A 24987-nucleotide genomic window follows, 5' to 3' on the forward strand; every position below is an offset into this window, starting at 1 on the left:
TATGAGCGTCATACAGCCCGAGATAGCCGAAAAGGTGCGGCAGCTGGAAGAAAAATTCCGAAATTCTGGCCAGGACCTAGGCTCTTATCTCGATGGTCTACTATACGACAAATACCTTACCTATTGGGATTATATCGAACTCGATACCCTTTTGAGCCTGCAAAAACCCAAAACTCATTTTCCCGATGAGGAGATCTTTATAGGGTACCATCAAATTACAGAACTTTATTTTAAGCTGGTGCTCCATGAAATGAAGCAGCTGGTTGAAGCTGAAGAGCTCAATGCCGATTTCTTTACTGAAAGACTTAATCGTATTGTACGATACTTCCACATTCTAACCCACTCTTTTGATGTAATGATAAAGGGGATGGACCGGGAGCAGTTCCTTAAATTTAGGATGGCCCTTTTACCGGCCAGCGGATTCCAGTCTTCCCAGTTCAGGATGATAGAGATTTATGCAACTCCACTTCAAAACCTGGTGTTGCAGGCAAATCGGGAAGCATATCGCGCTAATGATAACCTTCAGGAGGTGTATCAAAACATCTACTGGAAGCGTGGCGGGATTAATTCAGATACGGGAGAGAAAACACTTACCCTTAAGCAGTTTGAACAAAAATATGATGATGAGTTCTTGCGGCTAGCTCATAAGCTTCAGGGTAAAAACCTTCTTGCGCTATATGACAATCTTCCGCAGGAAGAAAAAAACAATAAAAATCTTATTTCGGCGTTGCGTAATCTGGATGTTGCAGTCAATGTAAACTGGCTTCTGGTTCATATTGGTGCGGCGCAACGTTACCTTGTGGTGAAGAAACACGCTGTAAAAGCTACGGGAGGTACAAACTGGAAAGAGTTTTTGCCGCCCAGTTTTCAAAGGATTTTTTTCTTTCCCGAACTTTGGAGTGAAGAAGAAAAAAAGGAATGGGGGAGACAATGGGTAGAAGAAATGATAAATTAATAAAATATTGAAAGTGAAAAGACTTGGTTACCTGCTAATGCTGATGATGGTTATGACTGCCTGTAATAACCACACTGAAAAACCCGAAATAGCCGATAACACTGTTAAAGTAAAGGCGCCAGCTATTGTAAAAGAGTTTGGTTTTGTATTAAATGATTATGAAGTGGTGCGCGACACCATACGTTCGGGTGATAGTTTTGGACTTATCCTCGGTACGCATGGGGTAGACCCGAATAAGATTTTTGAGATCGTCAACAAAGTACGTGATACCTTTAATCCGCGTAAAATAGTTCTTGGTAAGCCCTATGCAATTTTAAAGAGTCGGGATTCGGCTGCAACTCCAAATGTATTTATTTATGAGAACGACCTTGTGAATTATACAGTGGTAGATCTACGCGACAGCATTTCGGTATATACTGCCAAAAAGCCCGTTACCATTACAAAAAGATCAGTTTCTGGGGTGATAAATTCCAGTTTGACCGAGGCTATACAAGACGAGGGGCTAAGCTATCTTATTGCGCACGAGATGAGCAATATCTACCAGTGGAGTATAGATTTCTTCAGGTTGCAGAAAGGAGACAGGTTTAAGCTGGTCTACAACGAGCGTTACATTAATGACAGCATTTATGCCGGGATTGAGAATATTGAAGCTTCGGTTTTTTACCATGAAGATAAGCCTTATTACGCTTTTAATTTCATGGTAGATTCTACTTCGGGAGAGCGTGATTATTACGATGAAAAAGCCCGACCGCTACAGAGTTTCTTCTTAAAGGCACCGCTTAATTTCACTCGTATTTCGTCTCGTTTCAGCCCTAGAAGATTTCATCCGGTGCAGCAAAGATGGAAGGCTCATAAAGGTACAGATTACGCAGCACCTCATGGTACGCCAATTTGGAGCACAGCAAATGGTGTGGTTATCGCATCTTCCTATACTGCCGGCAACGGTAATTACGTTAAGATAAAACACAACGGCACCTATACCACCCAGTACCTGCACATGTCAAAACGTGCGGTAAAGCAGGGGCAGCGTGTAAAGCAGGGAGATATTATTGGCTATGTAGGTAGTACAGGACTGGCCACCGGGCCGCATGTTTGCTACCGCTTCTGGAAGAATGGCGTGCAGGTAGATCCATTCCGTCAAAACCTTCCGGCAGCCGAGCCTATTGAAGATAAATACATCCCGTCTTACTTTGCGGCTATTGAGCCTTTAAAGACGGAGCTGGGAAAAATTGAATTTAAAGAACCTATTTAAAATGACCAACACTAATCCAACCCATACCAAAGCCTGGGAAAAACTTCAGGCTCATTTTTCTGAAATAAAAGATCTTAACTTAAAGGAGGCTTTTCAAAAAAACCCTAATCGGGCCGATGCCTTTACTCTTAAGTGGGAAGATTTTTATGTAGACTACAGCAAAAATTTAATTACTGAAGAAACACGTGACCTCCTTACTGCTCTTGCTGAAGAAGCCGGATTAAAGGAGGCTATAAATGCCCTTTTTGAAGGGGAAGAAATCAACAGGACCGAGGGGCGTTCCGTATTGCATACAGCCTTGAGAAGTAAAGCTGATGCCGATGTAAAAGTTGACGGTGAGAACGTAATGCCTGAAGTCTATGAGGTCAAAGAAAAGATCAGGGAGTTTTCTTATTCGGTTATTACAGGTGCCAAAAAAGGCTTTACAGGCAAGGCTTTCACCGATGTTGTGAACATTGGTATTGGGGGCTCAGACCTTGGTCCGGTAATGGTTACCGAGGCGCTTCAGTATTATAAAAACCATTTAAAAGTACATTTTGTATCTAATGTTGATGGAGACCATGTACAGGAGGTGATTAAAGACCTTAATCCTGAGACTACCCTCTTCATTATCGTATCAAAATCTTTCTCAACTCAGGAAACTTTGGCCAATTCCACTACAATTAGAAAGTGGTTCACCAAAAAAGCTCCGGCCGATGCTGTGGCTAAACATTTTGTAGCTGTTTCGAGTAATGTAAAGGCGGTAGAAGAGTTTGGGATTGAAACTCAGAACATTTTCCCCATGTGGGACTGGGTTGGAGGCCGTTTTTCTCTCTGGAGCGCTGTGGGGCTTTCTATAAGTCTTTCTATTGGGTATGACAATTTTAATGCGCTACTCGAAGGTGCCCGTAAAATGGATGAACATTTTAAGGGGACATCGTTCGAAAAAAATATTCCCGTTCAACTGGCACTTTTGACAGTCTGGTACAACAACTTTTTTAAAGCTGAAACACAGGCAGTCATTCCTTATACGCAGTACCTTCACCGTTTCCCTGCTTACCTGCAACAGGCAATTATGGAAAGTAATGGAAAAGGTGTAGATCGCAACGGTAACGAGGTGAACTACCAAACCGGAAATATCGTTTGGGGTGAACCCGGTACTAATTCGCAGCATGCTTTCTTCCAGCTTATTCACCAGGGAACAAAACTTATTCCTGCCGATTTTATTGGCTTCAGAAAGTCACTCCATAACGAACAGGAGCATCATAATAAGTTGATGGCAAACTATTTTGCGCAGACCGAAGCTTTACTGCAGGGAAAATCTTCAGAAGAAGTTCGAAAAGAACTGGAGGATAAAAATACTTCCGAAGAAAAGATTGAAAAAATATTGCCATTCAAGGTTTTTAAGGGGAACAATCCAACCACCACTATTCTTGTAGATCAACTTTCTCCTGAAAGCTTTGGAAAGCTAATTGCATTGTACGAACATCAAATTTTTGTTCAGGGTATTATCTGGAACATATACAGTTATGATCAATGGGGGGTAGAACTTGGCAAGCAACTTGCAACTGCAATTCTTGATGAAATCGAGAAAAATGACGTGGGAGCGCATGATTCTTCCACTACGAATTTGTTAAAATTTTATCTTTCAGAATAACAGTTAGTTAGCTAAATATTCATTTATTAAACAACCCTCTGGTAAACAGGGGGTTGTTTTGTTTTGTCTTTGTTGAAAACCTCTTGTTTTTTGTGAAAAATTCTTAACCTTTAGTTAAAGGATATTTTTAAAGAAAGTTGTTCTTTTGCAGCAACTTTATAAACACAAACTAACAAATTACACAATGAGAAAATTTTTAGCGTTAGCGTTATTTTTAACGTCAGCTACAATTTTTGCACAAGGAACTGTTACCGGTAAGGTGATTGATTCTGAAATGGATGGGCCATTACCAGGTGCAAACATTATGGTGGTAGGTACTAATAATGGTACCGTAACCGATTTTGACGGTAATTTCACTTTAGAAGTAGAGAAGAACACCGGAGAAATAGAAATTAGTTTTGTAGGCTACGAAAGAAAAGTCATTCCTTTTTCTGTTGCAAATGGTGCAAACGAAGATCTTGGAAGAATTGTTCTTTCTCCAGATGCCGATGCTCTTGAAGAAATCGTAATTACAAGTTTCTCTTTAGCTATTGATCGTAAAACACCAGTTGCTGTATCGACTATTAAAGCAGCTGATATTGAAACTAAATTAGGTAACCAGGAATTTCCTGAAATTCTTAAGTCTACTCCTGGGGTCTATGCTACAAAACAAGGTGGTGGATTTGGTGATTCTGAGTTAAGGCTTAGAGGTTTTAACTCTGAAAACATCGCGGTAATGATCAACGGTGTGCCGGTAAATGATATGGAAAGCGGTCAAGTTTACTGGAGTAACTGGGCAGGTCTTTCAGATGTGACGCGCTCTATGCAAGTACAAAGAGGTCTTGGAGCTTCCAAAGTTGCTGTTCCTTCTATTGGTGGTACTGTGAACATTTTAACTAAAACTACCGATACTGAAGAAGGAGGAAACATATTTGCTTCTACAGGAAATGATGGGTATATGAAGTTTGGAGCTACTGTTTCGACAGGAGTTTTGGATAACGGAATTGCTGCTACGGTTTCTGCTTCAAAAACTACAGGAGATGGTTATATCGACGGAACTCAGTTCGAAGGATATTCTTACTTTATTAATATTGCAAAAGATTTTGGGGACGATCATCAATTGTCCTTTACTGCTTTTGGTGCGCCTCAAACACATGGTCAGAGAGAAACACTTCATCTAATAGAGACATATAGGAGAAGTGAACGTGGAACCAAATTTAATGGTGACTGGGGTTACTTGAATGGTGAGGTTATTCACGTACAGGACAACTTTTATCATAAACCACAAATGTCTTTAAACCATTATTGGAATATTTCTGATAAAACAAATTTATCTACGGCTTTATATGCTTCTTTCGGTACCGGAGGAGGAGGTGGATATACTGGTGATGCAGACCTTCGTAATATAGACTCTCCATACAGAAGCGGTTATCTTCAGCCTTTAAATCTTGATTTAGTAGTCGCTGAGAACTTTGCTAACGCTGATCTTGGATCAAAAACGATTTTATATGATTCTCGCAACGACCATAACTGGTTTGGGGGTCTTTCCACTATTTCTACTGAAGTGACAGAAGACCTTGAATTAATGGGTGGTATTGATCTTAGATATTATAAAGGAGAACACTTCCAGGAAGTTAAAAATCTCTTGGGAGGAACCTATTGGTTAGATGATTCTGATGTAAATAATCCTATAAACGTTGCCAGAGTAGGAGATAAAATCAACTATTATAATGATGGAATTGTCCTTTGGGAAGGGGGGTTTGCTCAGGCAGAATACTCTAAAAATGATCTTTCTGCTTTTGTTTCCCTTGCGGCTTCGAATACATCTTATAAAAGAATTGATTACTTCAACTACCTTGATAGTGATCCAGAACAAGAGACAGATTTTGTGCACTTCTTTGGATACAGTGCTAAAGGTGGTGCTAACTATAACATTGACAACCACCACAACGTGTTTGCTAATGTTGGATATTTTGAAAAAGCTCCTTTCTTTCGTGATGTATTCTTGAATTATGAGAATCTTGTTAATGAGGATGCTGAAAATCAAAAAATTTTTAGTGCAGAGCTTGGATACGGATTCCGTAGCACAAATTTCAGAGCAAATGTGAATGTTTACAGAACTTTATGGCAAGACAGGTCTTTCACAAGAACCCGTTTTGATCGCGAATCTGGGCAAACATTCTTTGCGAATATTTTAGGTGTTGATGCTTTACACCAGGGACTTGAAGTAGACCTTTCTTACCGACCATTTGAAAAATTGACTATTACAGCTATGGCTTCTATTGGAGACTGGAATTGGGATAGTGATGTTCAGGATGTGTATTTCTATAATGACGAACAAGAGATTTTAAATCCTGATTCTCCAATTGAATTATTATTAAAAGATGTACCGGTTGGTGGTTCGGCACAACATACTTATGCCTTAGGTGCTAATTATGAAGTTTTACCGGGTACAAGACTCAGATTGGATTTTAATTATTATGACAAGCTATATGCAGATTTTGATCCCAACAATGTAGGGGAAGGTTACTCTCCATGGGAAGCACCAGATTATAGTGTTATGGATTTAGGCTTGACCCATGATTTTGAATTTGGAGATTTTGATGCTACTTTGATAGGGAATGTCAATAATCTTTTTGATACTGAATATATTTCAGTTGTGGATGACGGTATTAATTCTAACGCACGTACTGCACAAGTATGGTATGGTTTTGGTCGTACTTATACTGTAGGAGCTAAAATTAAATTCTAACAATATACTAAGATGAAAAAATTATTTTATTTGTTATTTATGTTCATCGGTTTGGTTCTTACCAGCTGTGAGCCTATGGAAGATATTCATGATGAAATTGATGCGGAAATTGAAGGTAGAATAGCGGGTAGTGTTGATCCTTACACTCTTACCGAGGAGGATTACACAGAGATCTTAGACCTTGGATTTGCTAATTTTGGAAGTGTTGAGGAGGCAAAAGATTTAGTGCCAGTTGTTCTAAACGAAGTTTTCCCAAGTTTTGGTGAGGGGTCTTCTGTAGAAGTGCTTTTTGATATCTATGCACCTAAAAGAGATGAGAAAGATCTAATCGTATACTACACTTCAGATGATGATTATACTGAGTATACAGATAGTGATTTTAATAACTTTGATGACTTAGATCAAGTGTTTGAGATGGTTGAAGATAAATTCTCAGATGTTCCTAACAGAACATTGGTTTCTGTGAATTATGATTACTATTCTGGATCAGTAGAAGAAAGAAACGATGGTTTTCTTTTAGTAGATGGAGATTGGATATATGTTTCTGGTTTCACGGAGGATGAGTATAATGCAATGGGAGAGAGTTATCCAAACTTCTCTAGTGAAGATGAAGCTGAAGCTAAAATCCCTGTTTTCCTTACCGAAAAATTTAAGTATGAGCCTGCAGAAAAGGGAACAATTTTACCAGTAATGTATAAGCTGTATACTAACGATAAATATGATCTTGATGAGGATGGCGATACAAACGAAAGGAAGACCTATAGTTTTGTTAAGTATTTCATTTTTAACGGCACTGATTGGGTAGTTTATAATAATCTAGTTACTGAATCTTTAAAGTTTGGACATGACGGGACTAACTGGGTTCCAGATAGCACTATCGTTTATACTTTAACCCAGGAGGATTACGCTTCTGTTGGAAATGGACAATACGGTAATTTTGACTATTGGAATGGTGATGATATTGCTGCAGCACATGCTAAAATTATTACTATACTTGAAGCTAAGTATCCTGATGCAGAAGTGGGTCAGAAATTCCTGATAACTTACAAGGGATATAATGGTTCTACAAACAATTATACTCAAAGATTTGTTGTAAACGATTCTGGTGAGATTGTAAAGGAATAGAATTGTAAAAAAATTAAAAAGCCGTCCTTGTGGCGGCTTTTTTTAACTCTTTTAGTTATGAAAAAAAGATTTCTTTCTTTGTTTATTTTGGTAGTATTGTTTTCTTGTTCTACAGATGACTCTGGTTCACAGCCCAATCCAAACCCGGAACCTAAAGAAAAGCCGGTAGCTAATGATGATTTCCGCACGGCGGTGGAAAACGAAACTATTATCTTAAATAATATAACCCAAAATGATGTCGTAGTAGATAATGCACGAATTAAGTCATTTGATTCCCAAACCTCTCAGGGTGGTAAGGTAAAGGATAATCGGGATGGCACTTACACCTATACTCCTCCAGTAGATTTCATTGGTGAAGATTCATTTTCCTACCTGTTATGTGTTCCGGGAGATTCTGAAAGATGTTCAACTGCTGAAGTTTTAATTGATGTGGTAGATGGAGGAAGTCCTGAGACTACAGATGATACTGTGAATACAATGGAATCTATGAGCATCATTTTAGAAAATTTATTATCAAATGATGTAATCGTGGATGGAAGTTCTTTGTCTTCTGTGAATTCAGAGAGTTCTACTGGTAATGTTAAACTTAGTGACAACGGTACAGTAACATACACCCCTGCTGATGGTTTCACAGGTGAGGACAGCTTCACTTATACAATTTGTGATAATGATCAACCCGAACCTACTTGTGATACAGGTATAGTGACGGTAAACGTATATGCAGCAATTTCTTTCAATATTCCGGCTACAGTTCAGGAATACTATAAGGATTTTGCATTTACATCCAATGGGGAAATCAATTACGAATTCATTTCAGACTTCACTTCAGAGAAGCATACCACTATACTTTCTTATGGACAAAGACATGACTATTTATATGAAGCAGATGAAGATCTTAATAATCCAGATAATGTAATTTTAATGTATTCAGGGGAATCCAGGTACTGGGAAGAATACTGGTCCGATTCAAATGACTACGAACCACAAACTTTTAATACTGAACATATTTATCCACAGTCAAGGTTAAATTCTGAATTGGCAGTGGCAGATATGCACCATTTAAGAGTCGCTGATGCTGATATTAATTCCTTAAGATTAAATTATCCTTATGTAGATGGTGCTGGAGAATTTGGTTTGGTTACAGAAGAAACATTTTATCCTGGTGATAAATGGAAAGGTGATGTAGCTCGTATGATTATGTACCTCAATGTAAGATATGGTGAAAATTTTGAACAAGTTGGAGGAATTGAACTCTTTCTTAAATGGAATGTTGAAGATCCGGTTTCTGATTTCGAGATACAACGCAATAATATCATTGAAGGTGCTCAGGGTAACAGGAATCCGTTTATTGATAACCCTTTTTTGGCTACTTTGATTTGGGGAGGGGAACCTGCTGAGAATTTGTGGCATTAAGAATTATTCCCAATATGGTTATAGCCGCTCCTTTCCCGGGAGGCGATTTTTTTATTTAAAAAACTTATCTTTACCCCTATAAATCTATTATTATGTACGAAACTGTACTCTTTATCCACTCTTGGTGGGCGTATCTGGTCTTGCTGGTCCTTCTTGTTGCAACTGTGAATTTTATCATTGGCATTTCCTCGAAAAAAGAATATGCTGCAACAGATTTTCGATTGGCTTTATTTTCGCTGATTGTGTCACATATCCAGCTTCTTATTGGGATTGTCCTCTACTTTGTTTCCCCCTATTTTAAAGCCTTTGGGCAACTGGGAATGGGAAAGGTAATGAAAGATTCCACCTTGCGACTTTACCTTGTTGAGCACCCGCTTATAATGGTTATTGCTGTGGCATTGATCACTATTGGATATTCAAAACACAAAAATAAACGCCTGTCTAACCAAAAATTTAAAACACTCGGTATATTCTACGGTCTTGCCCTGGTTTTTTTGCTTTCGCGAATTCCATGGTCTGCCTGGTTCTAATCGGCTTCTTTGGTTAGGATGATGTACACCGGAAAGTGATCACTAAATCCACCCGTAAATCCTGACTGTCCAAAACTTCGGAAAGGATAATTCTTATAAGTCCCCTTAGAGGTAATAAGAAACGGCGGATTAAAAATATAAGCCCTGAAAAATGTCAGTTTTTCAGGGCTTTTTTCTATTAAAGATTTTGAAACCAAAATCTGGTCAAACAAATTCCACTGGTCGCGATATGCCGAAGTTCCTGTGCCCTCCGAAGCAATTGCAGCAAAAGGATTGTATAATCCTCCAAAGTCTACCTGCTCCTTCTTTGCCCTGGCTCCCAGGATTTTGTTCAGGCTGGCATTGGCTGGATCATCATTAAAATCTCCCATATTTACTATCATGGCATAAGGATCCTGCCTTTGTAGCGAGTCTAAAATGGTTTTATTAAGCCTTGCAGCCTGCGCTCTCTTATAGCTGCTTAGTTTTTCCCCACCGCTGCGCGAAGGCCAGTGATTTACCATAAAGTGAATATCCTCGCCGTCTATAGACCCGCTCACTACCAGTTGATCTCGGGTAAAATCCCTTTTTGAAGTGTTTTTAGCTTCGTAGATCAAGAGCTTATGTTTCTTCCAGTCCTTTAACTTAAAGGTATTGGCCCTGTATAGTAGTGCGACATCAATACCTCTTTCATCTGGAGAGTCGCTGTGCACGATCTGGTAATCATAAGGTGCCAAAAGTGGCATTTTTACGAGGTCTTCCAGCACCTGAAGGTTCTCTATCTCACATAGCCCCACAATTGCTGGAGGTGATGGCAGCTCCTCTCTTCCCATGCTGCTTATCACCCGCGCCAGGTTCTCCAGCTTCTTTTGGTATAGTTTTTCTGTCCATCTGTACTTGCCCGAAGGTGTGAAATCTTCATCAAAAGTGTCTGGGGAATCGTAAATATCAAATAGGTTTTCAACATTATAAAAACCGATACTGTAAGCCTTATAGTCCCTTTTTTCCTGTGCTTCTGCCAGTTGATAAGCAAGAATGGAGATGCTAAGGATCAATAAATTAAGTGATTTTTGTAGCACCGGATTTTCTTTTGTTAAAAATGATAGGAATTAGATTAAAGATAGAATAAAAAATGTATTATTGCTCCATAAATGCCTCCCCTGTAATGTTTTATGAAAATATTTTCTTTTGGGAGGATCCTGTTTTCTTTCCTGTTTCTGTCTGCAGCTGCTTTTGGGCAGCAGGTTAGCGGTGTTGTGATCGATCAGGTTTCGGGAGAGCCTCTTAGTGGCGTTTCTGTTACTATTTCCAATGCTGTCGTGGAGAAAACTTCAGATATTGAAGGTGTTTTTGTTTTTTCTGAAGGACTTCCGCAGGGAGAACAAATTCTTACACTCTCCAAAAATGGCTTTTTCAGCAAACATTTTCCGCTTAAAATTACTTCTGAAGATATAAACCTCGGCCAGATTCCTTTAGTTCCCAACCTGCCCGAAATGCAGCGGCAAACCGAAATCATATCTCTTGGTGACCACGAATTAGATGAAGAACAAAGTGTGTCCAATATTTCGGGGCTCTTGCAGGCTTCTAAAGATGTTTTTCTAAATGCAGCTGCTTTTGATTTTAGCCCCACCTTTTTTCGGCCTCGCGGTTACGACAGTGAATATGGAAAAGTACTCATCAACGGTATAGAAATGAATAAAATCTTCTCCGGAAGGCCGTTGTGGAGCAATTGGGGCGGATTAAATGATGTGCAACGCAACCAGGAATTCTCTAACGGCACCACCCCTTCTTCGGTCTCATTTGGAGGGCCGGCTGGTACCACGAATATCATCATGAAGGCTTCTCAATATACCCACGGCGGCAAATTATCTTATGCCGTGGCTAACAGGTCGTATTCCGGGAGGGCTATGGGCAGCTACCATAGTGGTTTATTGGCTTCAGGCTGGGCGTATTCTTTTTCTGTGGCAAGACGTTTTGCTGAAGAAAGTTTTGTTGAAGGGACTATCTATGACGCCAACTCATTTTTTGCTTCCGTAGAAAAGAAAATCAATGATTCGCATAGCCTGAATTTCACCGGATTCTACACCCCAAATAAACGCGGCCGAAATTCGCCCAACACTCAGGAAGTTTTTGAGCTGAAAGGGAACAGCTACAATGCATATTGGGGATGGCAGGATGGAGAGATCAGGAATTCCCGGGTGCAGGTTGTAGAGGAACCTGTATTTATGCTCAACCATTCCTGGACTGTGAATAAAGTGCTTGAAATAAATACCGGTGTCGCATACCAGTTTGGGAAGATTGGGAACAGCAGGATTGAATATGGCGGTAGCCGGTTATACCGTGAGGGTACCGAAGATATCTTTCTGGGAGGGGGCAGTAATCCCGATCCTGCCTATTATCAAAAGCTGCCATCCTACTTTCTAAGATTCGCAGATGCACCAAATTTTAGGGAAGCTTACCTGGCAGAGCAGGAATTCCGGAGCTTTGGGCAAATTAATTGGGATGAATTCTATCTTGCAAATGGATCGGCTACAGTAGCTGGCGGTAATGCGGTTTATGCCCTTTATGAAGACAGGGTCGATGACCGGCAAATTTCTGCAGCCTCAAATTTCAGGTATGTGGTCTCTTCTCAACTTGCAATCACGGGAGGTGTAGACTTCAGGCAGCTTGAAAGTAAAAATTTTGCTTCGGTACTTGATCTCTTTGGTGCAGCCTCTTTTTTGGATGTCGATGCCTTTTCAACAGGATCAAAGGCGCAGAATGACCTCAAGAATCCGAATAAATTAGTCTCCGAAAATGACATTTTTAAGTACCATTACAGCTTTGATGCCACGAAAGGCGGCGGATTCCTTCAGGCGGAATTTAACCTTCAGAAAATAGAGGCTTACCTGGCTGTCGAAACTTCGGCTACGGCTTACCGGCGAAGCGGCCACTTTCAGAATGGCAATTTCCCCGACAATTCCCTGGGAGAAAGCGAAAAAATCAACTTTGGAAGTTACGGTGCTAAGGGCGGGTTCACCTATAAATTAAATGGCAGGAATTACTTCAGTATTAATCTTTCTGGGTTTACCAAACCACCCGCGTTGCGAAATAGTTTCTCAAATGCGCGGCAAAACAATGATGTGGTTCTTGGGCTCACAAGTGAAAAAATTATGACTGCCGATGCAGGTTACCAAATCCGTACCCCCTTTATTACCGGAAAGATCACCGGCTTTTATGGCCTTTTTGAAGATGCTACCGAAGTTTCATTTTATTATGCCGATGGTCTTTCGAATTCAGGAAGGGATGTTACCAATGCCTTTGTTCAGGAAATTATGACCGGCATAGATAAACGTCATGTGGGCTTGGAGTTTGGCTTTGAAATTCCGGTTACTACTACCCTAAAAATACGCTCTGCAGGCTCGATTGGTGAATATATCTACCAAAGTAACCCTAATATCTACCTCACTTCAGATGATTTTACTGAAGTCCGCCACATGGGGCAGACTTTCCTGGAAGGATACAGGCTTCCGGGTGGTCCGCAGCGAGCTGTACAGGCCGGGTTTGAATACCGGGATCCTGCGTATTGGTGGATTTCAGCTTCTGCCAACTTCTTTTCTAAATCCTTTATAGATGTTGCCCCTCTTCCGCGGACCAAAAATTTTGAAACCGACCTTGATGGCTTGCCGCTCTTAAACTTTGATAAGACGATCGCACAAGACCTGCTGCAGCAGGAAGAATTTGAAAGCTACATGCTGGTCAATGTGGTGGGCGGCAAATCGTGGAGGATTAAGAACAGGTTTTTGGGCATTTTTGCCAGCCTCAACAACATACTGGATGCTACCTACAAAACAGGAGGCTACGAGCAATCGCGCAACGTCAATTACACGCTGCTTAAAGCCGATATGGAGAGGGATAAACCCCTTTTTGGATCTAAATACTGGTTTGGCCCCGGCACTACTTATTACGCTCACGTTTATTTAAGATTCTAAAAAATGAAGAGAATTTTGCCATTTTTGAGCCTGTTGATTATTGTTTCCTGTGCTCCTGAAGATGATTTTACTGCACCTGCCGTGAAGGTTACTCCTGTAGAAACCAACATTGATCTACAGGTGGTGGTGGGAATGTTTATGCAAGATCAGGAAAGGGTTTTGAGCTTTGATAAAGATCTCGTGCTGGAGGCTTATGTGGTTTCCAGCGATGAAGCCGGTAATTTTTATAAAGAAATGGTGGTGCAGGACAAACCGGAGCAGCCCAAAGCAGGGTTAAATATTAAACTGAACATGAACTCCTACTACCAGTTCTATAACTTCGGAAGAAAAGTGTACATTCACCTTAACGGCCTTAGTGTGGGGCAGGTGAATGGCGTAGCAACGCTTGGCGTGGCCGACGGAAACCAGATCGTAAATATTCCTGAATCGCAGGTTGCTTTTCACATAAGCAGAAGTGCAGAGGTGTCCCAAATCACCCCGAAGCTCATAAAAGCTTCAGAATTTGGTGATGTACTGGAGAACCTGTACGTGCAAATTGAGAATGTGCAGTTCAATAAACTGCTGGTCAACCCTCAAAACCCTGCAACTTATGCAGCAGAAGAAAATGATGAGTTTGACGGTGAAAGGCTGGTAGAGAGCTGCACAGGAGATTTCCCCTTTATCGTTAGCACCAGTACCTATGCCGATTTTGCTGCTCTAAAGCTGCCCGCCGGTTCGGGGAGCGTGCAGGGAATTTTGACCAGAGATTTCTATGATGAAATTTATACCATTTATATGAACCTTCCGGGAGATATAAGCTTCAGCAATAACCCACGCTGTGATCTTGAAACTTATGATTGCGGCCTGGCTACATCAAACGGAAGCAAAATCCTCTTTGAAGATGATTTCAGTTTACAGAAGAACAATAAACCCATTGATGGGAAAGGCTGGAAGAACATCATCCAGGAGGGTTCCCGCCCATGGGAGGCTTTTACTGCCACGGGGGCAAACGCTTCCCTGGGCCGATCGGCGAGGATGAGACCGGCAGGTTCGGGTGATGCCCGCAGCCTTAGCTGGCTTATTACACCAAAGATCAATTTTGACTCCAATTCGGCAGAAGTACTCAGCTTTAAAACATCTACAAGCATGGCAAACGGCAGTTTTATGGAAGTACTTATTTCAACCGACTGGGATGGTTCCGAAGAAAATCTTTTAAAAGCGGAATGGAAGATCCTTTCGGCCGCAAACATAGCAGCAAATAACGATTTCTTTGGCGATTGGATCTCTTCGGGCCTGGTTGACCTTTCGTGCGTAACAGGTAAAGGTTTTATCGCCTTTAGGTATACCGGTAGTGACCATTCGTATTACAACGGCATCTATGAGCTTGACGATGTTCTTATTACTGCTGATTAATACCTGATGAGAAAACTTATATTTGCGTCAAAATAAATACGGGTGCAACAAGAAATAAATCTTCAGGTTTCTCCTGAAACTGCCGCAAATACCGAAGCGTTAAAACATCATCTCTCACGGGAAAAGGGAATTCCTTTTTCTGAAATAAGACATGTAGAGATCTTAAAGAGAAGCATCGATGCCAGGCAAAAGAAGATCAAAGTTAATTTAAGGGTGCAGCTTTACCTGCAGGAAGACTTTGAAGCAGAGAAGATCAATAAACCTGAATATAAAGATGTTTCGGCTGCCCAACCTGTGATCATTGTGGGAGCCGGGCCTGCCGGATTATTTGCTGCCCTTCGTTGCATTGAATTGGGTAAGAAACCTATTGTTATTGAAAGAGGAAAAGATGTTCGCGCCCGCCGCCGGGACCTCAAAAAGCTGAATATTGAGCATATAGTAAACGAAGATTCCAATTACTGTTTTGGAGAAGGAGGCGCCGGAACTTACTCTGACGGGAAACTCTACACCCGAAGCAAAAAACGTGGGGACGTTAACAGGATCCTGGAACTTTTTGTTGCCTTTGGTGCCACCCGCGAAATTATGGTGGAGGCGCACCCTCACATTGGTACAAACAAGTTGCCTGCTATTATTGAAAATATCACCCGAACGATTATTGAACATGGGGGAGAAGTACTTTTTAACGCGAGGGTAGTAGATTTTGAGGTAAAAAATGATGAAATCGCCGGTGTGCAGTTGCTTGACGGAAGAAAAATAGCTGCGGAAAAGGTCATTTTAGCGACGGGACATTCTGCCAGGGATATTTTTACGCTACTGTACAACAAAAAGATCTATATAGAAGCAAAACCTTTTGCCCTGGGAGTAAGGGTGGAGCATCCTCAAAACCTTATTGACCAAATCCAGTACCACACAGCGTATCGGGGAAAATTTTTGCCTCCTTCTGCCTACAGCATCGTAAAACAGGTTGAAGGCCGGGGAGTTTATTCCTTTTGTATGTGCCCCGGCGGGATCATTGCACCCTGTGCCACCTCCCCGGGAGAGATCGTGACCAATGGCTGGTCTCCCAGTAAGAGAGATCAGGCTACTGCAAACTCGGGAATTGTGGTGGAAATAAGACCTTCAGATTTTGCCATTTTTGGAGATTCACCATTGGCAGCTCTCAAATTTCAGCAGGAAGTGGAGAAAAAAGCCTGGCTCGCCGGCGGAAAAACTCAAACCGCCCCTGCACAAAGGCTGGTGGACTTTAGTAAAGGCAAAACCTCCGGAAATCTTCCGCAGACCTCCTATAAACCCGGAATTACTTCAGTAGACTTAGGAGAAGTGCTGCCAGATTTTGTTCATAAAAGCCTTCAGAAGGGATTTGTGGAATTTGGCAAAAGCATGAAAGGCTACTTTACCAATGAAGCTGTAGTGCATGCTACCGAGTCCCGAACTTCCTCTCCCGTGCGTATTCCACGTGATCCTGCAACTCTTGAACATGTGCAAATAAAAGGGCTTTATCCCTGTGGTGAAGGTGCAGGCTATGCCGGTGGAATTGTTTCGGCCGCTGTTGATGGAGAAAAATGTGCTGAAAAAGCGGTTTTGGCAATAAACAATAAACAATAAACAATATTCAATGGTTCTCCTCCGCTTTCAGGTTCTATTTTCGAGGTTTTCCCTTTCGTTTGTTCCTTCCGAAGTATTGTGGTACAATTTTTTCAAGGGGCACACTGGTTAATCCGTGTACGACTGTAGAAGCTACAACAACCAGGCTGGGAATGATCCAGACTTCCTCAAAATTAGCTTTGTCTTTAGTAAGCACGGCATAGTAAAGGGCTGCGACGCCTATAGGCCCAAACCAGCCCATGATGAGAACGGTGTAAATTTTCTTCCGGAACTGAGGCATGAAGGGCATCAAAATGAGCAGCGCCGGGAGACGCCTAAAAAGGAGAATGAGAATAACGATCAACACCAAGGTCCAGCCCAGGGCATACCATTCCTGCCAGGGCAGCATGAGCCCCAGGATAAAAAATACGGGAACGGTGGTGATCCTTTCCATAGTCTCCTGAATTCTCTCTTCTTTAATATCTTCGTTTGCAGTAATATCTTTTGCAAATGCGAAGCCGCCTACAAATACAGCTATGATCGGGTTCATTTTTAAGAGGTGGAATCCTCCAAGGAGAAGTAGTGCCACCCCAATAGAAAAAGACAGGAGAGTTTTCGTGTTCAGAAATCCAGACTCATGTGCTTTCTTCATTAAAAAACCGCATCCAAATCCAACTCCGTAGGCGAGAACCGCGCAGAGAATATTTTCATAGAGCAGGACTTTCGTAAACCATTGGCCAATATCCCCACCACCCTCTGCAGCTAAAAGATACAGGGCTAAAAACACAATGGGATAAGCGAATCCATCATTTACACCCGCCTCAAAAGAAAGCGTATTCCTGATCTTTTCGGGTAAATATTTTTCGGCTTTCTCCCCGGTAACCAGGGTAGACGCAACAACAGGATCTGTGGGAGTGACAATGGCACCAATCAAAAGACATTCATAAATAGAAAATTCCGGAAGGAGAAGGTAGACAATTCCACTGCTCAAACCCCACATGAATATCATTCCGAAGATAACGAGGTTAGAAAGTGAGGCGGCATTTTTTCTGAAAATGTGTTGTGGTAGCCTTAAAGCTGTTGCCATTAATGCCATGGCAATGGTGAACTGGCAGGCAATTTCCAGGATTTTAAATTCGGTTTCGGGAGCTGCAGACTTTATAAGGTTCAGAACATCGGGCCCTATCACCACTCCTAAAACCAGGGCAAGAAATGGTTCAGTAACTGAAATATTCTGGATCTTTTTATAAAAGGCTCCCGATAAGATTACGAGAATACTTATAAAGAAAATAATGAGCATTAGATCCATTAAAACAATTTTGGATTTCTTAAAGTTAAGTAGCTCCTGCTCTTATTTTCTTAAGAAACTTTTAAAAGTCTTTCATTAACGGTCTTGCTAAGCACCCAAAAGGCTTAAAGTTCCCTTAAACCAATGGTACTTCTTATTCCTTTCTTTTATCTTGTATATTAAGTAGAACCTGGAGTAATGATCTCAAACCAAATGACATCCAATGCGGCAACTCACGCTCAAACTTCCGAAGGGGCATAAAAAAGAGATTCTAAAAACGGTTGAGGAATTCAATGGCAAGAATACCATTTTCTTACCGAATGAGGAGCACGATGTTTTCATCACTTACCTGCCAAATAAAAAAGTAAATGATTTCCTTAAACGTATAGACCAATATGAGGAACCGGAGGTAAGTCTCATTCCACGGGGGGTGATCACTTTGTATCCTCCAGCTTCAGAAGCGCCAGAACAGGTTGCCGATGTAAAACCAAAATCCTCCCTGGAGATCTATCTTGGAGGGATACAAAGTGTAGGATCTATTTTTGGACTTATTGGTTATTCCCTGGTAGCCGGTATCATTGTATGGATAGGACTTTTTACCAGTACAAGTTATCTTCTTGTTGCAGCCATGCTGGTTGCGCCTTTTGCAGGACCCGCAATGAATGCCGCCCTGGCAACAGCTGCGGGTAAGATGAGCCTATTGAAGAGCAGTCTTGGAAGATATGGTATGGCTATTCTTACCGGAATTGTGGCCAGTTTTATCATGACGCTTTTTTTTCCGCTAAAAACCCTCACTCCGCTAATGGAGCAGATAAGCCAGGTTTCGAAATTCGCGATACTGCTGCCATTGGTTTCGGGATTTGCGGGAGCAGTAAATATTTGCCAAAGTGAGCGGGATAGTCTTGTTTCGGGCGCTGCTGTAGGAATTCTGGTTGCGGCTTCTCTTGCGCCGCCGGTAGGATTGGTGGGCGCCGGAATCTATATGATGGACTGGCAGGTGGTTTTAAGCAGCCTGTTCAGGATCTTATTGCAATTACTTGGAATTCATATTGCAGCTACTTTAGTCTTTTATTTCTACGGAAAGGTGAGTCCCAGGGGAGTAAGATTCCTTAAAGGGAGTAAAGTTATGGGTCTCATAACAACAGGGATCGTGATTGTTGGCCTGGCTGCTATGATGTTCTGGCAATTTAGTCAGCCGCCATTTCTCCGGAAGGCCAGTATGAATACAGAACTAAATGAGGTCCTTAATTCTGAACTTCAAAAAATACCATACATTCTGGTGCTCAACAAAGATGTAACTTTTACAAACGAACAATACGAGAATACTCCCGTTGCCAGGTTTGCCGCAACTATAATGCTTAGGGACACTAGCATGCAAAAGGAGGAAGTGAGAGCCAGGGTCATTGAACATTTGAAGCAAAACATGAACTATGATATTGAAAACCTGTATGAGGTTTATGAAATAAGCATTGTAGAACAGTAAATCGAGGTCAATGGACGATATAACTTTTCTTTGGAACGGCTGGGAAGCGATCCTGCGTATCCTGGTTGTGGGCGTTCTCTGCTACATTGCCCTGGTAGTGATCCTCAATATCTCCGGAAAAAGAACCCTCGCCAGCCTCACCGCTTTCGATTTTGTTGTCACAGTTGCCATTGGTGCCGTTTTTGGCCGATTATTAACTGCAAAGGATGTTTCCATTTCTGAAGCTGTTACGGCTTTCATCTTATTGGCATTTCTTCAGTTTCTTTTTTCATGGTTACAAATGAAATTCAAATCCTTCAGAAAAATTTTTACTTCCAGACCTGTACTGTTGTATTACCGTGGGGAATTTATGAGGAAAGCCATGAAAAAACAAAGAGTTGAAAAGAGTGAGCTAATTGGAGAGGCCCGGAAAAAAGGCTATGGAAATTTTGAAGAAATTGAACTTATCATTCTGGAAAATGATGCGACTTTTTCCATTATCGGGAAACTAACAGATAGTGACGGGGCTACTTATAAAGAATTCATGGATGATAATTAAAAATGTAAAAAAGCATCCTCAATATGCTCCAGCCGTGTACCAGCTTTATTTTTGATTATTGCAATGATATCAAACCGCACTTCTACATACAGGTTGTGCTCATTGACAAAATAGTCTATGGCCTTAACCAGCTGATTGATCTGTTTTTTCTTCACAAAATCCTGCGGATCCCCAAAATCGGGCGTGCTGCGGGTCTTAACTTCCACTACTGCGAGAATATTGCCCTTGCGGGCGATAATGTCAACTTCGGCCTTTTGATAGGTGAAGTTTCGTGCAACCAGCTCATATCCCTTCGCCAGAAGATGAGCTGCTGCCATCTCCTCCCCACGTTTTCCCAGTTCGTTGTGTTGCGCCATGCTGTTATGATCTCAAAGATTGGTCGTTAAAAAATTCACCTGAATTTTGCCATTTTTGACACCCCGTCCCTTAGTTCTTTGCTGAAATTATTTTCTGCTTTCTAGGACCTTTCCTCCATATCCTGATATATTATGGCTCTAACTTTTAGATCTAAATTCAGGATGTCCTGGGGATCGGCTTCAATAATGTGATCTCCGTAAAAACTGTTAGGAGGGGCAGATACCGGGGCAAGGAATACCCTTACATTAGAATCTTTCATTTTTCCGTCTTTCCAGTCCACCGCGCCGCTGTAATCCCAGCCAAATCCGTAGAAATCTATAGAGCCATCATTGATCTTCACCAAATCTTCATAGCTCGTTCCTACTGTGATCCCTTCCCGGGTTTGCCAACGCCCTGGTTTGGATACATAGACTTGATGAGGTTGATTTTGAGTCTTATCTTTCCAGATGATAAGCAACTCATCATCTGTATCGGGATATAAAATACTGTAAGCCCGTTCAACGGTTCCCTCTTCAAAAAAGTCAACTCCTTCAGAAATTTCTGCTCTTGGATAGATGGTCTCTAAATTATTTTTCTTTATGACTTCAGCTAAATTCTCCAGCTTGAATTTTTCCGAAGAATCGGCAGTGAGTTTTCGGCTTTTACAACCCGACAAAAATATGATAAGGCCCAGGACCAGTAATTTTCTCATTTCTAATTTTTTACGAAAATGCAGAACATTTGTCGTACCTGCGTTGCCTTTTACTAAAATTTAACGTGTAATCCCCTGCACTTGCTTAACTTTACAGCCTTTAATTTTGAGAATGGAATTACCAAAAAGATATACGATTACGGCTGCCCTGCCGTATACTAACGGGCCTATACATATTGGACATTTGGCAGGCGTTTATGTACCTGCCGATATATACGCACGCTTCATGAGAATGCAGGGGCGCGAGGTGGCCTTTGTGTGCGGGAGTGATGAACACGGGGTGCCTATTACCATAAAAGCAAAAAAAGAAGGTATTACTCCACAGGATGTGGTAGATAAATACCATAAAATAATTAAAAGGAGCTTTGAAGACTTCGGAATTTCTTTTGATAATTATTCCAGAACTTCGGCTAAAGTTCATCATAAAACAGCTTCGGAATTCTTTAAAAAGCTGTACGATACCGGAAAGTTTACTGAAGAAACCACGCAGCAACTCTACGACCCTGAAGCTGAACAATTTTTGGCCGATAGGTTTGTGGTGGGTACCTGCCCAAAATGTGGTTTTGAAGAGAGTTATGGCGACCAGTGTGAAAAATGTGGAACCAGCCATAACGCTACAGATCTTATCAACCCAAAGTCGGCTATTACCGGATCCACTCCGGTGTTGAAGGAAACCAGGCATTGGTTTTTGCCGCTAGATCAATACGAAAGCTGGCTTAAGGAATGGATCCTTGAAGGGCATAAAAAAGACTGGAAACCGAACGTATACGGACAGGTAAAATCCTGGATAGACGACGGGCTGCGACCACGTGCGGTGACCCGAGATCTTGACTGGGGAATTCCTGTGCCCGTAGAAGGTGGCGAAGGCAAGGTGCTGTACGTATGGTTTGATGCGCCTATAGGCTATATTTCGTCTACTAAAGAGTGGGCAGAGAAAACCGGCAGAGATTGGGAACTGTTCTGGAAAGATGAAGACACCAAGCTGGTACATTTTATAGGGAAAGACAATATCGTATTCCATTGCGTTATTTTCCCGGCCATGCTTAAGGCTGAAGGCAGTTATATTCTTCCGGAAAATGTACCTGCAAATGAATTTTTGAACCTGGAAGGCAACAAGCTTTCCACTTCAAAGAACTGGGCGGTGTGGTTGCATGAGTATCTTGAAGAATTTCCGGGTCAGCAGGACGTGTTGAGGTATGCCTTAACCGCAAACGCACCGGAAACTAAAGACAACGATTTTACCTGGAAAGATTTTCAGGCAAGAAATAACAACGAACTGGTTGCCATTTTTGGAAACTTTATCAACCGGGTGGTAGTGCTCACCAACAAATATTACGAAGGAATAGTTCCTAAACCCGGAGCATTTTCTGAAGTTGACGAACAAACTTTAGCCGAATTGAAAGCTTATCCTGCAGTAATTGCCAGTTCTATTGAACGATACAGGTTTAGGGAAGCCCAGGGCGAACTCATGAACGTAGCCCGCCTCGGAAATAAATACCTGGCCGATGAAGAGCCATGGAAGCTTATCAAGACCGACGAAGAAAGGGTGAAAACCATTATGTATGTGGCGTTGCAGATAGCCTCGGCACTGGCCAGTCTTAGTGAACCCTTCCTGCCATTCAGTTCACAAAAGCTGAAGAACATATTAGATTACAGCCGTTCTACTTCGGAAGCAGTGATCAACACCAGCGGAGTTGTTTTTGGGGAAGAACAGGAGGAAAGCGAATGGGAAAAGATTAGCGCCGGAAAAGAGCTTTTAGAACCCGGACATGCAATTGGAAAAGCCGAATTACTTTTTTCAAAAATAGAAGACGAACAAATTCAGAAGCAATTGGATAAACTGGAAGCAACAAAGGCAGCAAACAAAGCCGAAAACAAAAAAGCCGAACCCCAGAAGGAAATTGCCACTTTTGAAGACTTTTCAAAAATGGACCTGCGGGTGGGAACAATAGTCGAAGCCGAAAAGATGCCAAAAGCCAACAAGCTTTTAGTGCTGAAGGTAGATACAGGTTTAGATGTTCGAACTATAGTTTCGGGTATTGCTGAAAGCTTCAAACCTGAAGATATTGTTGGGAAGAAAGTAACTGTGCTGGTGAACCTTGCACCGCGTAAACTGCGCGGGGTGGAAAGTGAAGGTATGATCTTAATGACCCAGAACAAAGAAGGAAAGCTCGTATTCGTGAATCCCGATGAAGAGGGAGTGAAAGAGGGTACGGTGATTTCCTGATATGAATAATTTGAAGACCTCACAGGTTTTTAAAACCTGTGAGGTCTAATTTTGATCACATGCTCAAAATCGCTTTCCATCCAATTTACGTTTTGCCTTTGCCCAAAGGCCACCGTTTCCCGATGGAAAAATATGAACTGGTGCCACAGCAATTACTTCACGAAGGCACCTGCACCCTGGAAAACTTTTTTGAACCTGTATTCCCCAACGAATCTGATATTCTTGCTGTTCACGATAAGAATTATGTAGAGGCGCTAAAGAATCAGACGCTAAGCTACCGCGAAGCCAGGAGCATTGGCTTACCTCTGTCTAAAAAGCTGGTGGAACGGGAATTTCTAATTACCTCAGGCACTATTAAGGCGGCAGAATACGCTCTGCAACATGGCATTGCAATGAACATTGCCGGTGGCACTCATCATGCCTACTCAAATCAAGGGGAAGGATTCTGTATGTTTAACGATCAGGCGGTGGCGGCAAAATGGCTGCAAAAGGAAAATCTAGCAGAGAAGATCCTTATCGTCGATTTAGATGTACACCAGGGAAATGGAACGGCAGAAATCTTCCAGGATGATCCTTCGGTCTTTACTTTCTCTATGCACGGAAAAAACAATTACCCCTTTAAAAAGGAAAAATCTGATCTTGATATTGAGCTGGAGAACAATACCAGCGATGAAGAATATCTAAAGATCCTGAAAGAAACCCTGCCCCGACTTATCGAAGAACAAAATCCCGATTTCATCTTCTATTTAAGCGGAGTGGACATCCTGGCTACAGATAAACTTGGGAAGCTGGGCTGCACCCAGGCTGGTTGTAAGGAAAGAGACCGATTTGTACTGCAAACCTGCCATGACCTGAAAATTCCGGTAGAAGTGAGCATGGGCGGCGGCTACTCTCCTCATATTAAAAATATTGTGGAGGCACACGCCAACACTTTCCGGCAGGCACAGGAGATCTACTTCTAAAAAATAACAAGCGCAGGGAGTTCCTGCGCTTGTTACTCAAAAATGGCATTTTTGACACCTATTTTTCCGGCAGGATCAATTCTCTGCATACAACTTCGGTTACATATTTTTTGATGCCGTTCTTGTCTTCATAGCTTCGGCTGTTCAGTTTTCCTTCGAGCTCAATTTCCCTGCCTTTAAGAACCTGCTGCTCCACCATCTCGGCCATTTTGCCCCACGCGACGATATTATGCCATTGGGTATCGGTCACTTTTTCTCCTTTATGATTGGTGTAGGTCTCTCGTGTGGCAAGGGAGAATTTTGCCAGTTTTCGACCGGTACTTAAGGTGATGATCTCGGGCGCCTTGCCCACGTTGCCCGACAGCTGTACGTTGTTTTTTAGCGTGTTCATAATTGTATGAATTATCGTTATTAGATCCTTATTTTCCGAGAAGCAGTACCTCATTGCAAACCACTTCTGTTACATATCTTTTTATGCCGTCTTTATCTTCATAGCTGCGGCTGGTAAGTTTGCCTTCCACACCTATTTCTTTCCCTTTAGGCACGTAGTTTTCAATAAGATCGGCAGTTTTGCCCCAGGCAACTACGTTGTGCCATTGCGTATCGGTCACTTTTTCGCCTTTGTTGTTCTTATAGGTTTCATTGGTGGCGATAGAGAATTTGGCAAGCTTCTTACCCGATTCCATGTTTACGATCTCTGGTGCGTTCCCTACGTGTCCAATAAGCTGTACTTTGTTTCTTAGTGTGTTCATGATGTCAAAATTTGTTTTAGCTGAAATTCATTTGTTCATTTCAACGAGACAAACCTACTACCGGTCTCAAATGTTATTCGGTTGATACTGATTTGTTTTCGTTTACATCCGCTTGTAAGTG

General features: G+C 41.7%; 20 protein-coding genes. 14 read left to right on the plus strand and 6 right to left on the minus strand.

What is annotated here, in order from left to right; genetic code table 11:
• Position 1: 1 nt before the first annotated feature.
• From V5739_RS09010 to V5739_RS09040, 7 genes are all read left to right on the plus strand, one after another.
• Complete coding sequence (locus tag V5739_RS09010; protein WP_423817889.1) at positions 2-955, plus strand: tryptophan 2,3-dioxygenase family protein; 954 nt, start codon at positions 2-4, stop codon at positions 953-955.
• 13 nt (positions 956-968) lie between these two features.
• A complete protein-coding gene (locus V5739_RS09015; RefSeq protein WP_423817890.1) occupies positions 969-2207 on the plus strand; it encodes a peptidoglycan DD-metalloendopeptidase family protein in 1239 nt (412 codons plus the stop codon).
• A 1-nt stretch (position 2208) separates the two neighbouring features.
• Complete coding sequence (gene pgi, locus V5739_RS09020) at positions 2209-3843, plus strand: glucose-6-phosphate isomerase (protein ID WP_423817891.1); 1635 nt, start codon at positions 2209-2211, stop codon at positions 3841-3843.
• A gap of 145 nt (positions 3844-3988) precedes the next feature.
• The gene (locus V5739_RS09025; protein WP_423817892.1) at positions 3989-6574 is read left to right on the plus strand and encodes a TonB-dependent receptor; all 2586 of its coding nucleotides are present in this window, start codon (positions 3989-3991) and stop codon (positions 6572-6574) included.
• A gap of 12 nt (positions 6575-6586) precedes the next feature.
• Complete coding sequence (locus tag V5739_RS09030) at positions 6587-7699, plus strand: hypothetical protein (protein ID WP_423817893.1); 1113 nt, start codon at positions 6587-6589, stop codon at positions 7697-7699.
• 57 nt (positions 7700-7756) lie between these two features.
• Positions 7757-9112: an endonuclease gene (locus tag V5739_RS09035; RefSeq protein WP_423817894.1), complete on the plus strand. Its 1356-nt coding sequence runs from the start codon at positions 7757-7759 to the stop codon at positions 9110-9112.
• Positions 9113-9204: 92 nt separating this feature from the next.
• Positions 9205-9642: a hypothetical protein gene (locus V5739_RS09040; protein ID WP_423817895.1), complete on the plus strand. Its 438-nt coding sequence runs from the start codon at positions 9205-9207 to the stop codon at positions 9640-9642.
• Here V5739_RS09040 and V5739_RS09045 read toward each other — a convergent pair.
• Positions 9639-10700 carry an endonuclease/exonuclease/phosphatase family protein gene (locus V5739_RS09045; RefSeq protein ID WP_423817896.1) on the minus strand — a complete coding sequence of 354 codons (1062 nt, stop codon included), beginning with the start codon at positions 10698-10700 and terminating at the stop codon, positions 9639-9641. The two genes, V5739_RS09040 and V5739_RS09045, sit on opposite strands and share 4 nt — an antisense overlap.
• A 93-nt stretch (positions 10701-10793) precedes the next feature.
• On the opposite strand from V5739_RS09045, the gene V5739_RS09050 reads away from it, so the two are divergent.
• The 3 genes from V5739_RS09050 to V5739_RS09060 are packed head-to-tail and all read left to right on the plus strand — an operon-like array spanning position 10794 to position 16589.
• Positions 10794-13592: a carboxypeptidase-like regulatory domain-containing protein gene (locus V5739_RS09050; RefSeq protein WP_423817897.1), complete on the plus strand. Its 2799-nt coding sequence runs from the start codon at positions 10794-10796 to the stop codon at positions 13590-13592.
• 3 nt (positions 13593-13595) lie between these two features.
• On the plus strand, positions 13596-14984 hold the full coding sequence (locus V5739_RS09055; RefSeq protein ID WP_423817898.1) for a DUF5689 domain-containing protein: 1389 nt from the start codon (positions 13596-13598) through the stop codon (positions 14982-14984).
• A 42-nt stretch (positions 14985-15026) separates the two neighbouring features.
• Positions 15027-16589, plus strand: coding sequence for an NAD(P)/FAD-dependent oxidoreductase (locus V5739_RS09060; protein ID WP_423817899.1), 1563 nt, complete (start codon positions 15027-15029; stop codon positions 16587-16589).
• 34 nt (positions 16590-16623) lie between these two features.
• Here the strand turns inward: V5739_RS09060 and V5739_RS09065 are convergent, their stop codons facing one another.
• Positions 16624-17877 (minus strand): cation:proton antiporter, encoded by a 1254-nt coding sequence (locus V5739_RS09065; RefSeq protein ID WP_423817900.1) that lies wholly within the window; start codon positions 17875-17877, stop codon positions 16624-16626.
• 202 nt (positions 17878-18079) lie between these two features.
• Here V5739_RS09065 and V5739_RS09070 point away from each other — a divergent pair, with 202 nt between their 5' ends.
• Entirely contained in the window at positions 18080-19339 is a 1260-nt protein-coding gene (locus tag V5739_RS09070; RefSeq protein WP_423817901.1) for a DUF389 domain-containing protein, read from the plus strand.
• Between the two features lie 10 nt (positions 19340-19349).
• Positions 19350-19877 (plus strand): DUF421 domain-containing protein, encoded by a 528-nt coding sequence (locus V5739_RS09075; RefSeq protein WP_423817902.1) that lies wholly within the window; start codon positions 19350-19352, stop codon positions 19875-19877.
• Here V5739_RS09075 and V5739_RS09080 read toward each other — a convergent pair.
• Together V5739_RS09080 and V5739_RS09085 are read right to left on the minus strand one after the other, a co-directional pair.
• Positions 19874-20233, minus strand: a complete 360-nt coding sequence (locus tag V5739_RS09080; protein WP_423817903.1) for a YraN family protein — start codon at positions 20231-20233, stop codon at positions 19874-19876. The two genes, V5739_RS09075 and V5739_RS09080, sit on opposite strands and share 4 nt — an antisense overlap.
• A gap of 101 nt (positions 20234-20334) precedes the next feature.
• Positions 20335-20925 carry a hypothetical protein gene (locus tag V5739_RS09085; RefSeq protein ID WP_423817904.1) on the minus strand — a complete coding sequence of 197 codons (591 nt, stop codon included), beginning with the start codon at positions 20923-20925 and terminating at the stop codon, positions 20335-20337.
• Positions 20926-21037: 112 nt separating this feature from the next.
• Here V5739_RS09085 and metG point away from each other — a divergent pair, with 112 nt between their 5' ends.
• Positions 21038-23152 carry a methionine--tRNA ligase gene (gene metG / locus V5739_RS09090; protein WP_423817905.1) on the plus strand — a complete coding sequence of 705 codons (2115 nt, stop codon included), beginning with the start codon at positions 21038-21040 and terminating at the stop codon, positions 23150-23152.
• A 59-nt stretch (positions 23153-23211) separates the two neighbouring features.
• Positions 23212-24114 carry a histone deacetylase family protein gene (locus V5739_RS09095; protein ID WP_423817906.1) on the plus strand — a complete coding sequence of 301 codons (903 nt, stop codon included), beginning with the start codon at positions 23212-23214 and terminating at the stop codon, positions 24112-24114.
• A gap of 58 nt (positions 24115-24172) precedes the next feature.
• Here V5739_RS09095 and V5739_RS09100 read toward each other — a convergent pair whose 3' ends face one another.
• Together V5739_RS09100 and V5739_RS09105 are read right to left on the minus strand one after the other, a co-directional pair.
• Positions 24173-24505 carry a single-stranded DNA-binding protein gene (locus tag V5739_RS09100; protein WP_423817907.1) on the minus strand — a complete coding sequence of 111 codons (333 nt, stop codon included), beginning with the start codon at positions 24503-24505 and terminating at the stop codon, positions 24173-24175.
• 28 nt (positions 24506-24533) lie between these two features.
• Positions 24534-24866, minus strand: a complete 333-nt coding sequence (locus tag V5739_RS09105) for a single-stranded DNA-binding protein (RefSeq protein ID WP_266068055.1) — start codon at positions 24864-24866, stop codon at positions 24534-24536.
• Positions 24867-24987: the final 121 nt, after the last annotated feature.

The sequence above is a fragment of the Salinimicrobium sp. TIG7-5_MAKvit genome (assembly GCF_049569215.1).
GTDB classification, from domain to species: domain Bacteria; phylum Bacteroidota; class Bacteroidia; order Flavobacteriales; family Flavobacteriaceae; genus Salinimicrobium; species Salinimicrobium profundisediminis.